Raw genomic sequence first — 14,673 nt, forward strand, 5'->3', positions numbered from 1 at the left:
GTGGTCAAACTGCTGCACCAGCATTTCGTCTTCGTGGCCTTCGACAAAAGAATCACCGATAGAATCCGCGGTGCAGGCACCGGCAGTAATCAAACCCTGAGTTTCGCCTTCAATCGAGATATAACATGGCGTTGGCATAATCGCTCCTTTGTATGTCATGGAAGACACATCGCCACCGTGGCGGTGTGCCTGTTCGCTCTCTTAATCCTGCGAAATGCATGCCAGTTTTTTTACCATTACAAATCAGCATCTTAGGGTATGACTGACCAATTTTTTGCACGTGCCAAGCAACTTCTTGCCAAGCCAAGCAAAAAGTTGCTCAGCATAAGGCTAACGAGTCGATATTTGCGTTGTCATTTTCAGCGCCGTTTTTTTGAACCCACTTTGCATTATTGGTGGATCGTCGCACACTCATTACTTCGTTACGATCGCTGTTTGCGTGCCCAGTGGATGTAGTCTTGGATCACAGGCTCAGCGAGTAAAAGGTCGAGGCTGTGTAATGCGCGACCCAGGTGTTTTTCACTGAATTGGCGATGAATAAAGGCGTGGCAAGGCCGGCATACCCAAATACCGTGTTCGCGCATGTAGGGTCGGGAAAAGCGCTTGGTGAACCATTTGTTGTTATGACAAGTTTTGGGGATCAAGTGATGGAAGGTCAGCGGCCTTGAGTGCTGACACAGTGCACAGGGCGTTGAAGAAGGCGGAGAGGCAGACATACAGATAATAATACTTAAAAAGAGGGTCGCATCGATAACTGCGACCCTCGTAACCAGTATCTGGTTCAATTACGCGAAGTTGTCACGCAAGTATTCAATAATGTCGTCCGATTCATACATCCACTGGGTTTCGCCGCCTTGGTCAATACGCAGACAAGGCACCATCCCTTTGCCGCCTTCGGTCTGTAGGCGTTGCCATTCTTCGGCGTTAGCGTTCATATCCACCAGCGGAATATCTAACTTAAGCTCTGTCATGACTGCACGCACTTTATGGCAAAATGGGCAGTGCTCTTTGTGGTACAAACTTAGTCCGTTCAAATCAGCCATTATGTTTCCTTCTTGGTCATCAAGGCGGCTCTTCAAATACCACCAACTGTGTAAATTCACTCCACGTAATGATGGCATTGAACTTGGTCCCAACGCTAGTCGTTAGCCTATTTTATTGGCACTGAATAAGCAATTGTGTTTTGTTGTTCAAAATCGAACAACAAGTCCGTATCAGCGAGGGTAAGGAGACGGATCAATAACTGCATAACACGACCAAATTAATCCGGCCCATGTTCAAACTGTTTTAATGCCTCATTAGGCGTATGCCATGGTGCCTTCGACGCCGTGTGAATGTGAAAATTTGGCGCCGATTGTGGGGCGGTATCCAAAATTCCTAGACGAATATTAAACATCCCCTTATTGATTTTATGAGAGAAAAGGCTCGACCCACATTGCCCACAAAAAGCAAGCACCGTTTCTGCGCTTTTCTCATAATAACGAATATGCGTTTGACCAGCCGTGATCGAGACTTTTTCTGCCTCTATGCCGCCGACTGATGAATAGTCTGAACCAGTAAACTTTCGACATTCAGAGCAATGGCAGTTTCCCATATAAAGGAAAGTGTCAGGTAATGTAAGACGGACACCACCGCATAGGCAGCTAGCAGAGAGAGTGGACATGAGCATACCCCTATCTAAAGTATCAGACTCTATTGTCTGCTCTTGCCTAACAAAAAACAATTAAAATGTTTAATTTCATAGTCATAGCTATCTATTAATCTTTCCCAGAGAAATTGTCTTATCTCGTCGTCGTACTACTATTTACAGTGTAAATTTATTGACAACGCGTCGATCTAACCAGGCACCTAACGAATAAATGCTCACAATCCTGACGCACTCCTGAACATATAGTGACATTGATCACATAAATTATTGCAGTTTAATGAAGCCCACCGTACTATCGATCCAAATGACATTTTTGGGACAAGGGTCACACATAGGGTGGTGACACCTGCTACGGACGGGCAGATCGTTTTATCGAATTGAGGATAATATGACATTACCACGATCTTCATGTGCTGCACGTACGGTGCTTAAAGGCGCCGGACAATTTTTTGCAATCGCCCTTTACTTCGCAGGTATTGCAGGCATTGTTCATTACAGTGTCGCGTCGCACAACGTTGCTTCCGAATCATCATTGATTGAGCTTTCCCAACTGGGGCTACTCGCCGCGACGGTATTTGCGTTTCGTCGTGTCGCTAAGTTCAGTCAATCCCTTCACCACGCAGCTGGGCTAATGAGTGCCTTTTTTTTGGTATTAATGATCCGAGAGCTGGATGCCACACTTGATATGGTGATGCATGGTTTTTGGAAAGTGCCGGCATTAATTGTAACGGGGCTCGCCATTTGGCCCGCATTGAAACACTGGCGTGAAACCCTCACTAGCCTTGCGCACGCAATCCATTCAAGACACAGCACGGTTTTAATGATCGCATTAGCGCTGTTACTCGTGTATTCGCGTTTGTTTGGTATGGGCGAGTTATGGGAACAAGCGATGGGCGCCAACTACGTGCGAGATGTGAAAAATATCGCTGAAGAAAGTACTGAGTTAGTCGCTTATTCACTCATTTGGCTTTCGGCTCTCGGGTATCTTGTTGAGGCAAAGAAGTTGAGTTTCGTACCAAAAACTCGGCCAAGCTCAACGACAATCGAAAGTGATATCTCAGTCTAATCACCCTCTTCCCCAAATACTTATCTTGTTTTGACGTCGCCAGTGGGCGACGTCGCTGCTTAATGCTAAGATTGAAACAAATAGCATAGGAAGCCGAAAGCATGATGAGAACATTTGCGGTTTTTATTCTCCTTATGAGTGTCTTCGCTCACGCCAATACAGAGGATAAACCAAAAGCCGAACAGCTGGTGACAGGAAAGAATGAGGCTATTTGCAAATCGACGTTTGGACAAGAAATGATCAGCCAGCAAATGACATTCAGCAACCAAACGAACACGCAAAATATCCGTCGGATTGCCGAACGCAAGATTGCTGCAGCACGCAAAACATTTGCTGACACCGGTAGCTATTGTGATGCCGCACACGTGTTGTTGACATTCGAGCCCGAGTCTCTGTCCGGTAAAGATGGCGACGCGCAATTTCGTAATAACTGATGTGCCATAAATGTGGCACTCAGCTTCTCGTTTTGATAGCCAATTAGCCCCCCCCTTATCTACTACGCCGGCGATAAACGCTGATTGATACCCCATACCTAGTATTGGCTGTGGTACACTTCGACCACAACTTAACAAGGGGTATAACGATGAGAAAAACGCTATTGATTTTGGCTTTAACGGCGACACTAGTCGGTTGTGAAAACGATGAAGTGGGCGATGTCAGCTTAGGCATGTTCACCATGAAAGACATTAAACTCAATCACCTTGTCGATCCTGTGGTCAGTGGCGTCACATGCCATGTTGCGTCTGTTGAGGCTGATTTGAGCTTTTCTGATCCAAGCGACAGCGCGATTTCATGCCGACAAACTGGCGAGATTACGCCCGAGATGCTTGCCAATATCGATAAAAGTACATCCGGCGAAATAGTATTTAGAAAGTCGAAAAGTATATTTTTTAAGTCAATGAAAATTCGTCGTATTTTCGATGCTAAAAATCAAACGCTTATGTATTTGTCGTACTCGACCAAAGAAACGTCAGGCAGCTTTAAACATAGTCTTTCGACAGTTCCGCTATGGGGAACCAAAGCCTACCAATCTCAGCCACAAAAACACTAATAACCCAAGACGTAGTCGTTATCTGCTAATGCGCCACTCCTATGAGCGATCTTTTATGAATACGATACAAACACAAATGGATGCATGGCTCGATGATGTCGTGATCGGACTAAATCTCTGTCCATTCGCCGCCAAGCCCCGTCGCAACCAACAAATTCGGCTAGATATCTGTTATGCAACGGAAGATGACGCCATCCTCGAAGCGATTTATCACGCATTTGTGCATCTGACGCAGACAGACGCCACCATCACAGATACAACCGTGGTCGTCGTCCCCGATGCACTAGCAGACTTTGATCACTATCTTGCACTGGTTGAAGCTACCGATGCGCTAATTGATCATTACGGTTGGCGTGGCCGGTTCCAGGTCGCGAGTTTTCATCCTGAATACTGTTTTGACGGCTGCGCCCCAGAAGATAGCGAAAACCTTACCAATCGCTCTCCTTATCCATGCTTCCATTTAATTCGAGAAGCAAGCATGTCGCGTGCGCTTGAGCATTATGGTCAAGATCCCGCACTTATCCCTGAGCGCAACGTTGCCTGCGTTGAAGCGCTGACACCCTCTCAACGTCAAACACTGTTCCCTTGGATAAACGATGATCAAAATTAAATGATGACCTGCGTTTGATTGAAGTGCCTACCTTTAATTGAAGTGTCAGCGGTGATCATCCATCGCCAATATTGGGTATGGCAAAAGTCGATCCCTGACTAACTTTGATAACGAAACAGGCAAGAATGTAAGACACAGTTGGCATTTCCGATGTCATCGACTTGTTGATTGACCGTGCGCATCTAAGGATACAAGGAGAGGAACAAGGGAGTGACTATGTCTTACAACAGATTTGAGGCCCCAGTTGGCTGCGTCATATTCGATTGCGACGGCACGCTGGTTGACTCAGAGAAACTATCGCATAAAGCCTTGGTGGAAACTTTCGCGACATTTGGCGTCGTGATTAGCTTACAAGAATCTCTTGATCACTTCGAAGGTGGAAAGCTCTCAGATGTACTGCAAAGCACGTGTGAGCGAAGCGGCGCACATATCCCTATCGACCAGCTCGAGCCGCGTTTTCGTGATTTATGCCATCAGTACTTTGAAGCGGAGCTACAACCAGTTAAAGGCATAGAAACGCTAATCAAGGCGCTTAATCAGCAAGGTATTGATACCTGTGTCGCCTCCAATGGCCCTGTTGAAAAAATGGAACACGCATTAGCACTCACTAAGCTTCTGCCTTATTTCCAACATCGCTTGTTCAGTGCCTTTGACACTAACAGCTGGAAGCCTGCCCCTGATCTCCTTCACTATGCCGCAATGAATATGGCCTGCCCCACAGAGCAATGCATCTTTATCGACGATACTAACAAAGGGATCCAAGCAGGGATTAACGCACACATGCGTACTGTCCATTTTAACGCTAACCCCAATGTGCGGACGACTGATCATCCTTTAGTGACGCGCGCATTCAGTATTGAAGACCTAATCGCCCTATTGTGCTGATCCGCTCTTCTGGTTGGTGGAACGTCCACACAGCACAACTGCATGTTGCCGCCACCATTCTTGATCAATACGCACGGTTTGCCACGTGTCTGCTTGCGGTATCTGCCAATAGCGTGTCAACGTCAATGCCGGTGTGCCTGGCGCGACCTCTAAGCCACCACTTTGCGACGATGCGAGCGCCTCCCAAGCACTTGACCAACTGACCTCAGCCATTGCAAGCGCCCGGTTAGTGCGTATCGTATGCTCTAGCCTCGCCTTGTCACCAGTCTCCCACACAGTGGGAAAGAAATCAGGGTGCAGAAACGTCCGTATCCACCCCACCGGTAATTGCTCGATACATACACGCCCCTCGCCTTCATACACTTGACCGAAAGGAGGAAGTAACATGTGATCGCTGATCGCAGCATCAGCCATCTTCTTGGTTTGAGCATGCCAAACAAACTGGCCACCATACGGTCCAAAATACTCCTGCCAATCGCTTAGCTGAGTCGGATCATAAGGACACGGCGTGGGTGCGACAAACCAACCTCGACGATCTCGCCGATACAAGCGCCCCTCTGCTTCTAATACAGCAAGCGCTTCGCGCAAGGTCACGCGCGTAGTCGAAAACGTCTCCGCGAGCTGTCGCTCCCCCGGTAACTTTTTCCCCGGAGCCAGTAGCCCGCGATCGATTTGTGTTAATAATTGCTGGCGAATCGCCATAAACTGCATCATCAAAGGTCACATCTGCTTGATGTTCATATTTTTGGTGTGATCTCTCTCAACTTGCTGTTAAAACCTGACCACAATGTCCAAGAATCAATCAGTGATTAAGATAGAATTGCCAGTCTACTTGCAATCGGAGCAAAGAACAAAAGATGCATCCAAGGAACGTACAAAAACTTTTCCCCACACGGCTAGCCCAACGTCTTGTATGCACTGTACTTTTTTACTGGCTTGGTTTTACACCGTTAGGCTATGCGGATGATAACCCGCTTTCTGACTATTTTATTGAAACATGGACAACGGCCAACGGATTGCCGCATAACAGCATCAATGCCATTGAGCAAACCTCTGATGGCTACTTGTGGTTTGCAACGTGGGAAGGCGTCGCACGCTACAACGGACTCGAATTTGTCCTGTTTGATCGCAGCCCGAACACGCACATGCAAGACTCCGGTACCCGTGCACTCGCCACTGGACCTGATAACCAATTATACGCAGGGGGCGCTCGCGGCAGCCTAGTGATGCGCAGCGGCTTTTCTTGGCAGAACTTACCGGTGGCACCAAGCTTAATTAACGATGCGCTGCATGACCAGTCTGGAGGATTGTGGCTTGCCATAGAGGGGATGGGCGTGCTCTATTACACGTCCAAACAGCTGAGGCAGCCAAGCCCCGACCCTCAGCATTTTATTAAGACGACCAGTAGTTACCACTTAGCACAAACCGATCAAGGCCATGTTTATGCCGCCACTGAGGACGGTGTTTACCAGCTTTCCAAACACGCCGGCGCCGCTCATCTTTCGTTTCATAACCTTTTTACCAAAGCATTTTATGTTTCCAGCAGTCAAGATGGCGCATTGTTAGTGGGATCTGAAAGCGGTGCATGGCGCTATAAAAACGAACGTTGGACGCCACTGGCAAGCGCATTGCTCAACCAAGCGATCACCATGGTCGAACAAGACAGCCGCGGGACCTATTGGTTTGGCACACTCAACCGTGGGATCGCACACCTGCGTGACAATCATCTCGACTTCCTGGATGGTCATCGAGGACTCCCGAATAATCGTATTCTTTCATGGTTTGAGGATAATGAGGGCAGTATCTGGATAGGCACTAACGGCGGAGCAATGCGGCTTCGTTACGCCCCTTTTGTCACCTTAACCAAAGATAATGGACTCGCAGGTAACTACGTGCGCACCGTACTGGGAGGTGACGGCGATACTGTTTGGGCGGGTTCCAGCGAAGGATTGAGTCAGATTAATACGATAGCGGGCAACGCACGCGTACTCGCCGATAATATTTCAGTCCTTAGTCTTGCGCATCGACAGCAAGGCGGACTATGGGTAGGGACTTATCAAAAAGGGCTCTACTACTGGCACCAAGGCTCACTCACGGCGGCCAACACCATCAATGACCAATTGCCAGATAGCGAAATACGAGCAGTTGTCGAACGTAATGGCGTCTTATGGGTGGGAACACCACGTGGCTTAGTCGAGTTTGATCAACACCAAAGCAAATCACCAACCGCAGCATCAGTGCCTTATCAAAAACAGGCTCTCTATCACAGCCAAAACAGTGCGTTACCTGGCAGCTACATTATGTCGCTGTCATTTGATGACACCGATAAGCTATGGATTGGTACCGGACGCGGTGCCAGCTATCTGTTAGAAAAGACAATCACTACGCTCGATTTTTCCGCACAAGAGCAGGCCCAATATGTTTTTGGCTTTTTTCACGAACCGGGATACGTTTGGATGGCCACCGATCGCGGTATTGTGCGCTATCGACAAGCTGACGGCCACCAAGCTTTAGTCGGCAGACCGCAGGGCCTACCAATTGATAAGTTCTTTCAAATTGTGAAAGGTGATGATCAAAGCTTTTGGCTATCCAGTAACCGAGGTATCTGGCGTATCAATTATGATCACGCCCATCAAGTTGCAGATAAAACACGCACGCGTATCGACTTTGAACATTACGATCAAAGTGACGGCATGCTGAACAGCCAAGCTAACGGTGGCTCAAACCCTGCGGCAACCAAAACATCACGTGGAGACATTATTTTTGCCACTGCCAAAGGCGTTACTAGCGTTAATCCGACTCGGTTATCCCAACTACTGAGTCACCCTTTACCCATTGTCATGCAAAGCGTGCGGTTCGATAGCAAAGAGATTAACCCTGAAACGACGGGAAAGGTACCAGCGGGGACCAACCGTATCTTGTTTTCCTATGCCGCCCTCGGGTATACCATGCCGGAGCAAATCCAATATCGAACACAGTTAGAAGGGTTCGAATCTGATTGGGCATACCGCCATGAAAACCATATTGCCGAATATACGAACCTACCACCAGGTGATTACACTTTTAAAGTAAGTGCTCGCTATCCTTATAGCGACTGGAGTGATGATGTGCTCAGTTATCACTTCAGCGTTATGCCATCACTGTGGCAACGCGCTGATGTGCGAGCGCTAGGCTTTTTGCTGACTGTGCTTGCGGCCTACGCCGCGTTTATGTGGCGTATTCGACACATGAAGAAAAAAGCTATCCAACTCGAAGCGTTAGTCGAAGAGAAAACCCAGGCCTTACAAGCCCAAGCCGATGACTTCGAACGAATGTCTAAAGAAGACGCCCTCACTGGACTGGCCAATCGACGAGCCTTTGATGAATATTGGCATCAGGTATTCGAAGAATCGCGCCAATCCGGGACAGATTTGCAAGTCGCGATCTTAGACATTGATCATTTTAAACGCATTAATGATCACTATTCTCACCTGGTGGGGGATCAAATTATTCAGCGAGTCGGTAGCTTACTTCTTCGCGAGCAGACACATTTGCGTCATATCGCTCGTTGGGGCGGTGAAGAATTTACGCTTTTATTAGCGGGAACGCCTGCAGACGGTTATCGCTATTTTGACGGCTTAAGACGCCGAATTGCGGCGTTAGATCTAAACGATATTGCTCCCTCGCTTAGTATTACCGTCAGTATTGGCGTGGCAAGTAACCACCAGGCATCAGACTATGTCGATGGGTTAAAGAAAGCCGATCAAGCCTTATACCGGGCCAAACGCGATGGACGTAACTGTGTTCGCCAAAGCAATGATACTGCGTGATGATGATGTAAAAAGGGAGCGTTAAACGCTCCCTGATAAGTTTCACATGCAGGGTAAACCAATGGGCTTATACGCTCATTGCGTTTAAGGCATAGTCTTTAAGCTCTTTTCATATGATTCATATTGTTTAGTAACAGAATCAGTTGGCCCGCCCGTCAACTTACTTACGATAATGGCACTCAAGCCCGCAAACAAGAAGCCAGGGACGATTTCATACAAATCGAAGATACCGCCAGGTATTTGTTTCCAAACCACCACGGTAATCCCGCCCACAAGAATCGCAGCCAGCGCACCATTGCGGTTCATTTCACGCCAGAACAGGCTGAGCAACAAGGCAGGACCAAATGCGGCACCAAAGCCAGCCCAAGCATAAGACACCAGACCCAGAACAGAGCTATCAGGGTCCATGGCTAAGCCAAGCGCAATCGCAGACAGCAAGATAACCGCACCACGACCGACCATGACCACTTCTTGGGTCGATGCGTCCGGACGGAAAACTTGCTTGTAAAAATCTTCCGCGAGCGCAGACGACGATACCAATAGTTGAGAATCTGCTGTACTCATAATCGCCGCTAAAATTGCCGCCAACAGGATACCTGCAATCACTGGATGGAATGCCGCATTGACCAACAACATGAAGATTTTTTCACCATCAGCCAGGGTGCCTGACATATCATTCTGCACGTACAAAATACCCACTAAACCGATCAAGACCGCACCGACCATGGATAATGCAGACCAACCCACTGCGATACGACGCGCCGTGGTAATGTCTTTATTGGAGCGAGTCGCTTGGAAACGCGCCAAGATATGTGGCTGGCCAAAGTAACCTAAGCCCCAGGCCGCCAAAGAGACGATACTGATCCAAGTGAGTGGCTCACCATCTACATCACGCCATAACGTCATCAGCTCAGGGTTGATTGCGGCAACATCACGGCCCAATTTGAAAATGCTGCCGTCCATGATAACAAACGGCACGATCAACAAGGCCGCGGCCATCAACAGTCCTTGCACCAAGTCAGTCCAAGATACCGCTAAGAAGCCACCAAACAAGGTGTATGACACAACACAAATCGTGCCAATCACCACCGCGGTTGTGTAATCAAACCCGAATACCGTGGTGAACAGTTTACCCCCTGCAACCAAGCCTGAGCTGGTGTAGAAAAGGAAGAAAAGCAAAATGAAGAAAGCAGAGATGGTTTGCAGCAATTTTGATTTATCCTCAAAACGGCGAGCAAAAAATTCCGGTAACGTCAGCGCGTTATCTGCTTCAATACTGTAAGTCCGCAGGCGTTTGGCACAAATTAACCAGTTAAGATAAGTGCCCAACAACAAACCGCCCGCAAGCCAAAGTGATTCCATTCCCGCAGCGTAGGCATAGCCAGGAAGCCCAAGCAGCAACCACCCACTCATGTCTGATGCCCCTGCTGACAACGCAGCGGGCCATGGGCCTAACGACCGGCCACCGAGGAAATAATCTTCGGAGTTAGAAGTCCGTTTGTAGGCATACACACCAATGGCAAGCATCATGATGAGATATGCCAGAAAGGTTGCACTGATGGCATAGCTATTGTCTATCATATGTGTCCCTCAATTGCATGGCCCCAATTGGGGCCATTTCTGGAAAGTTAATGTTCACCACTACCGAGTTCCAGAAGCGTGGCATTACCACCTACAGCAGTGATATTTATGGTTCGGGTGCATTCGGTCACGAAACGCAACACATAGTCAGGGCTACCAATCACTGAATACTGCTCAATGTCGGTTTCCGCAACCAGTGTCGCAATCACACCCTGTCGTTGTGCGAGCTGACGATTGACGTCTCGCACATGTTCTTTGGTTCCAGTCGTCGCTACGCCAACGACCTGCGGATGCTTGAATAGATCACTGCACACCTCAAGACCGACACGTACAGCAACTCTATCTGGACATCCAGCTTTAACAAGATCCGCCATGACCGCGTCGGCATTGTCCGCATGCGAACCTTCCACGCTCACGACGACACAGTTACCCGCCACCAACGCAGCCGCTAACTGACCACACAAAGCAATAGACGTCAGAGACGCATCACCTGTCATGGCGATAGTCCCTCTTCCTGCCGTATACAGCTCGTTCGTTTCACCTGTCGGGCCAGGCAATTCGTGAACCTTATCGAGCAAGCGCTGAGCGTTCTCACACTGAAAACGAATCATCTTCGCTGCGTGGGCAAAGTCATCGCCGCGAGCGGCGACCGTGTCAGACCACCGTTGCAATAACGCAATGCGACCGGCGACAGTTTGATCATTCCAGTCTTCCCAAACCGCTTCACACTGCTCTAAAACGCTATTTAATTGATGCATGACGCTTCTCCTGATCCTGATATCAACCGACTTGTTGCACGTTTACTGATGCTTGCGTAAAGCGATACAGATAGTGTGGTCCACCCGCTTTAGGCCCAGTTCCCGATAAGCCGCGACCGCCAAAGGGTTGAACGCCAACGACAGCGCCGACCTGATCACGGTTGACATAACAGTTACCTACCCGAGCACGATGCTCAATATGGGCGCAGGTCGTTTCATTGCGGCTATGCACCCCCATGGTTAAGCCAAAACCTGTTTGGTTGATATCATCAATCACCTTATCGAGCGCATCCGCGCGATAGCGAACAATATGTAGAATGGGACCAAAATGCTCCTCACTCAGTTGATCAATACTGCGGATTTCAAACGCCGTTGGTGGCACAAACGTTCCTTTATCACAATCTTCAGAGAGTGGAACTTGCGTGACCAACTTACCGCTGCGCTTCATCTGTTCTATGTGAGCAAGAAGCTTGTCTTTCGCCGTTTGATCAATCACTGGCCCCACATCGGTTGATAGCCGCTCTGGGCGTCCCACAGACAGCTCCGCCATCGCCCCTTTTATTAAGCCAATCACGCGGTCAGCAATGTCTTCTTGAATATAAAGCACACGCAATGCTGAACAGCGCTGACCCGCAGAGGCGAAAGCAGAACGCAATACATCGCGCACCACCTGCTCGGGCAATGCCGTACTGTCCACTAGCATTGCATTCTGCCCCCCGGTTTCCGCGATAACTGGCACAGGATCGGCATCGCGCTCTGCCAAGGTGCGGGTAATACGCTGTGCTGTTGGTGTGGATCCGGTAAATGCGACCCCTGCAATACGCGTATCCTCAGTGAGAGGCGCTCCCACCACAGGGCCACTGCCAGGTAATAGCTGAATCACCCCAGCAGGGATCCCAGTGTCTAACAGCAACTCAATCGCGCGATAAGCAATAATAGATGTCTGTTCGGCCGGCTTGGCCACGACAGTATTACCGGCCACAAGCGCCGCGCCAACTTGGCCGAGGAAAATCGCTAATGGGAAGTTCCAAGGGCTGATACATGTAAAGACACCGCGTCCTTGATAGGTCACCGATTGTGCTTGTCCATCAAAGCCTTGATAGGCCAGTGGCTCCGTTTGCAACGCTTTAGCCTGCTCGGGGTAATAACGTAAAAAATCGACGGCCTCTCGGACTTCATCAATGCTATCGTGGATAGTTTTACCCGCCTCACGATGACAGATCGCCACCAGCTCACCCAGATTTGCTTCTAGTTTATCAGCAAGGTCAAGTAAGTACTTACCACGCTGGCTAACCTCGGTATCTCGCCATGTCGGATAAGCCTGTGCCGCAATATCGAGGGCGTTATTCACCTGTTCAGCCGTTGCCCAATCAACGTGACCTACGGACTCATTACGATCATAGGGCGCGGTTATCTCGTGCGTATCGCCTTTCAGACGCTGACCGTTAACAATGGGGCCAGCCTGCCATTGGTACTCGCCCATGAAGGGAACAACACTGTCCTGGAAGGGTTGCCATTCTGATTCGATATCCGTCGCGACACCTTGCGAGTTTTTACGGGCGGGCCCAAAAATATCTTGCGGCATAGGAATGCGATCGTTGTGCAAGGTGTGATTTGCACACAAAGTATCAACCGGATCGGCAATCAAATCGTCAATCGGGCAACGTGCATCAACCAAACGATGTACAAACGAGCTATTGGCACCGTTCTCTAACAAACGGCGAACCAGATAAGGCAACAAATCTTTATGGCTGCCGACTGGCGCATAAATACGCACTTCGGTGTTGAACAAGGCTTTGGCGTGATTGTAAAGCGCATCGCCCATGCCATGTAGGCGCTGGAACTCAAAGTCATTATGTGTCGCCATAGACGCAATCGCCGCAATCGTATGGGCATTATGGCTGGCAAATTGCGGATAAATCAGACCGCGTATATGCTCGCTAAGTAGGAAGCGTGCACAGGCTAGGTAAGAAACGTCTGTCCCTTCTTTGCGGGTAAATACCGGATAACCGTGATGCCCAGTTTGCTGACACAGTTTAATTTCACTGTCCCAATAAGCGCCTTTTACTAACCGCATTGGGATCACATCACCTTGTTCTTTTGCTAAAGCCGCTAACCAAGTGATCACAGGTAGCGCGCGTTTAGAGTAGGCTTGCACCACTAAACCAAACTTTCCCCAACCTTTCACCACAGGGTCGCGATATAGCTTTTCAAACAGCGCAAGCGAAAGCTCCAACCTATCCGCTTCTTCCGCATCAATGGTGATCGCAACATCTTTTTCACGCGCACGTTTCAGCAAAACCAGAACCGTCTCAAACATTTCTGTCATCATGCGATCTTGATTTGCCGCTTCATAACGTGGATGCAAGGCAGACAACTTGATTGATACGGATGGTGATGGTCCTTGATAACTGGCTTTCGCCTCGCCGACGGACTCAATCGCCTGTAAGTAATCGTTGAGATAGGCTTTGGCATCATCTTGGGTTAATGCCGCTTCACCGAGCATGTCGAACGAGTATGTAAAACCATTCGTGCGCGGGCCTTCGCCGTTTTTCTGCGCCTCATCAATGTCGCGCCCAAGCACAAACTGATGACCCATGATTTTCATCGCTTGATGCATCGCTTGGCGAATCACAGGCTCTGACATTTTATTCACAAGGCGATTGATCACTGACGCCGGTTTGCCTTCGGTGCTCTCATCTAAGGTCACCACTTTACCTGTTAGCATTAACCCCCAGGTGGAAGCGTTGACAAATAAGGAATCAGAGTGACGCAAATGTGCTTTCCAGTCAGCAACACTGAGTTTGTCACGAATAAGCGCATCAGCAGTATGCGCGTCGGGGACTCGCATCAGAGCTTCGGCAAGACACATCAACAGAATGCCTTCCCGTGTGTCTAAACTGTATTCCAACAACAGCGCATCAATCATTTGTACGGCTTTTTTATCAGCACGTACCCGCTCAATTAACTGAGTCGCTTGACGACGTGTTTGCTCTCGCTCATTTTCTGAGGCTTGCGCAAGCGGAATGAGTTCTTTCAGCCACTCACTTTCGTCAACACAATAAAGCGGAGAGATTTCAGACCAAATCTTCGCTAATGGGCGCTCGATAAACGAGGGCTGCATAGCATCGATGGCTTTAAACATAGCGGTATCCTCACTCACGTCCTCCCAAACTCGGGCAGGAAAATGTTACGTCATTGTTACTCTGCGATCGATTCTATGCGTGGTCTATCAGTAAGGTCTTACAAAAAACACCGGCATTAT

The 14,673-nt window shown here is 48.8% G+C and carries 12 protein-coding genes and 1 pseudogene; 6 read left to right on the forward strand and 7 right to left on the reverse strand.

Annotated features, from left to right (window positions below):
• The 3 genes and pseudogenes from hcp-2 to BZJ21_RS11070 form a co-directional block, all read right to left on the reverse strand.
• Positions 1-138, reverse strand: a pseudogene (gene hcp-2 / locus BZJ21_RS11060) (type VI secretion system effector Hcp-2); the annotation flags it as partial.
• Between the two features lie 647 nt (positions 139-785).
• Positions 786-1,043, reverse strand: a complete 258-nt coding sequence (locus tag BZJ21_RS11065; protein ID WP_025744429.1) for a glutathione S-transferase N-terminal domain-containing protein — start codon at positions 1,041-1,043, stop codon at positions 786-788.
• A gap of 218 nt (positions 1,044-1,261) precedes the next feature.
• The gene (locus BZJ21_RS11070) at positions 1,262-1,663 is read right to left on the reverse strand and encodes a GFA family protein (RefSeq protein WP_077660570.1); all 402 of its coding nucleotides are present in this window, start codon (positions 1,661-1,663) and stop codon (positions 1,262-1,264) included.
• Between the two features lie 373 nt (positions 1,664-2,036).
• On the opposite strand from BZJ21_RS11070, the gene BZJ21_RS11075 reads away from it, so the two are divergent.
• From BZJ21_RS11075 to BZJ21_RS11095, 5 genes are all read left to right on the forward strand, one after another.
• Positions 2,037-2,714 carry a hypothetical protein gene (locus BZJ21_RS11075; RefSeq protein WP_021024068.1) on the forward strand — a complete coding sequence of 226 codons (678 nt, stop codon included), beginning with the start codon at positions 2,037-2,039 and terminating at the stop codon, positions 2,712-2,714.
• A 101-nt stretch (positions 2,715-2,815) separates the two neighbouring features.
• Positions 2,816-3,148, forward strand: a complete 333-nt coding sequence (locus BZJ21_RS11080; RefSeq protein ID WP_077576166.1) for a hypothetical protein — start codon at positions 2,816-2,818, stop codon at positions 3,146-3,148.
• A gap of 149 nt (positions 3,149-3,297) precedes the next feature.
• A complete protein-coding gene (locus BZJ21_RS11085) occupies positions 3,298-3,765 on the forward strand; it encodes a CreA family protein (RefSeq protein ID WP_077460804.1) in 468 nt (155 codons plus the stop codon).
• Between the two features lie 55 nt (positions 3,766-3,820).
• The gene (locus BZJ21_RS11090) at positions 3,821-4,375 is read left to right on the forward strand and encodes a DUF1415 family protein (RefSeq protein ID WP_077576163.1); all 555 of its coding nucleotides are present in this window, start codon (positions 3,821-3,823) and stop codon (positions 4,373-4,375) included.
• Positions 4,376-4,591: 216 nt separating this feature from the next.
• Positions 4,592-5,260: an HAD-IA family hydrolase gene (locus tag BZJ21_RS11095; RefSeq protein ID WP_077646216.1), complete on the forward strand. Its 669-nt coding sequence runs from the start codon at positions 4,592-4,594 to the stop codon at positions 5,258-5,260.
• On the opposite strand, the gene BZJ21_RS11100 is transcribed toward BZJ21_RS11095, so the two are convergent.
• Positions 5,249-5,974: a GntR family transcriptional regulator gene (locus BZJ21_RS11100; RefSeq protein ID WP_101494580.1), complete on the reverse strand. Its 726-nt coding sequence runs from the start codon at positions 5,972-5,974 to the stop codon at positions 5,249-5,251. The two genes, BZJ21_RS11095 and BZJ21_RS11100, sit on opposite strands and share 12 nt — an antisense overlap.
• Positions 5,975-6,117: 143 nt before the next feature.
• Here BZJ21_RS11100 and BZJ21_RS11105 point away from each other — a divergent pair, with 143 nt between their 5' ends.
• Positions 6,118-9,069, forward strand: a complete 2,952-nt coding sequence (locus BZJ21_RS11105) for a ligand-binding sensor domain-containing protein (RefSeq protein ID WP_077669800.1) — start codon at positions 6,118-6,120, stop codon at positions 9,067-9,069.
• Between the two features lie 84 nt (positions 9,070-9,153).
• Here the strand turns inward: BZJ21_RS11105 and putP are convergent, their stop codons facing one another.
• From putP to putA, 3 genes are read right to left on the reverse strand one after another with little or no spacing between them, the layout of a single operon-like run.
• The gene (gene putP / locus BZJ21_RS11110) at positions 9,154-10,650 is read right to left on the reverse strand and encodes a sodium/proline symporter PutP (protein WP_077669801.1); all 1,497 of its coding nucleotides are present in this window, start codon (positions 10,648-10,650) and stop codon (positions 9,154-9,156) included.
• Between the two features lie 47 nt (positions 10,651-10,697).
• Complete coding sequence (locus tag BZJ21_RS11115) at positions 10,698-11,408, reverse strand: aldehyde dehydrogenase family protein (RefSeq protein ID WP_077669802.1); 711 nt, start codon at positions 11,406-11,408, stop codon at positions 10,698-10,700.
• Positions 11,409-11,430: 22 nt separating this feature from the next.
• Positions 11,431-14,553 carry a bifunctional proline dehydrogenase/L-glutamate gamma-semialdehyde dehydrogenase PutA gene (gene putA, locus BZJ21_RS11120; RefSeq protein WP_077669803.1) on the reverse strand — a complete coding sequence of 1,041 codons (3,123 nt, stop codon included), beginning with the start codon at positions 14,551-14,553 and terminating at the stop codon, positions 11,431-11,433.
• Positions 14,554-14,673: the final 120 nt, after the last annotated feature.

The organism is Salinivibrio costicola subsp. alcaliphilus (assembly GCF_001996185.1).
GTDB lineage: Bacteria > Pseudomonadota > Gammaproteobacteria > Enterobacterales > Vibrionaceae > Salinivibrio > Salinivibrio costicola.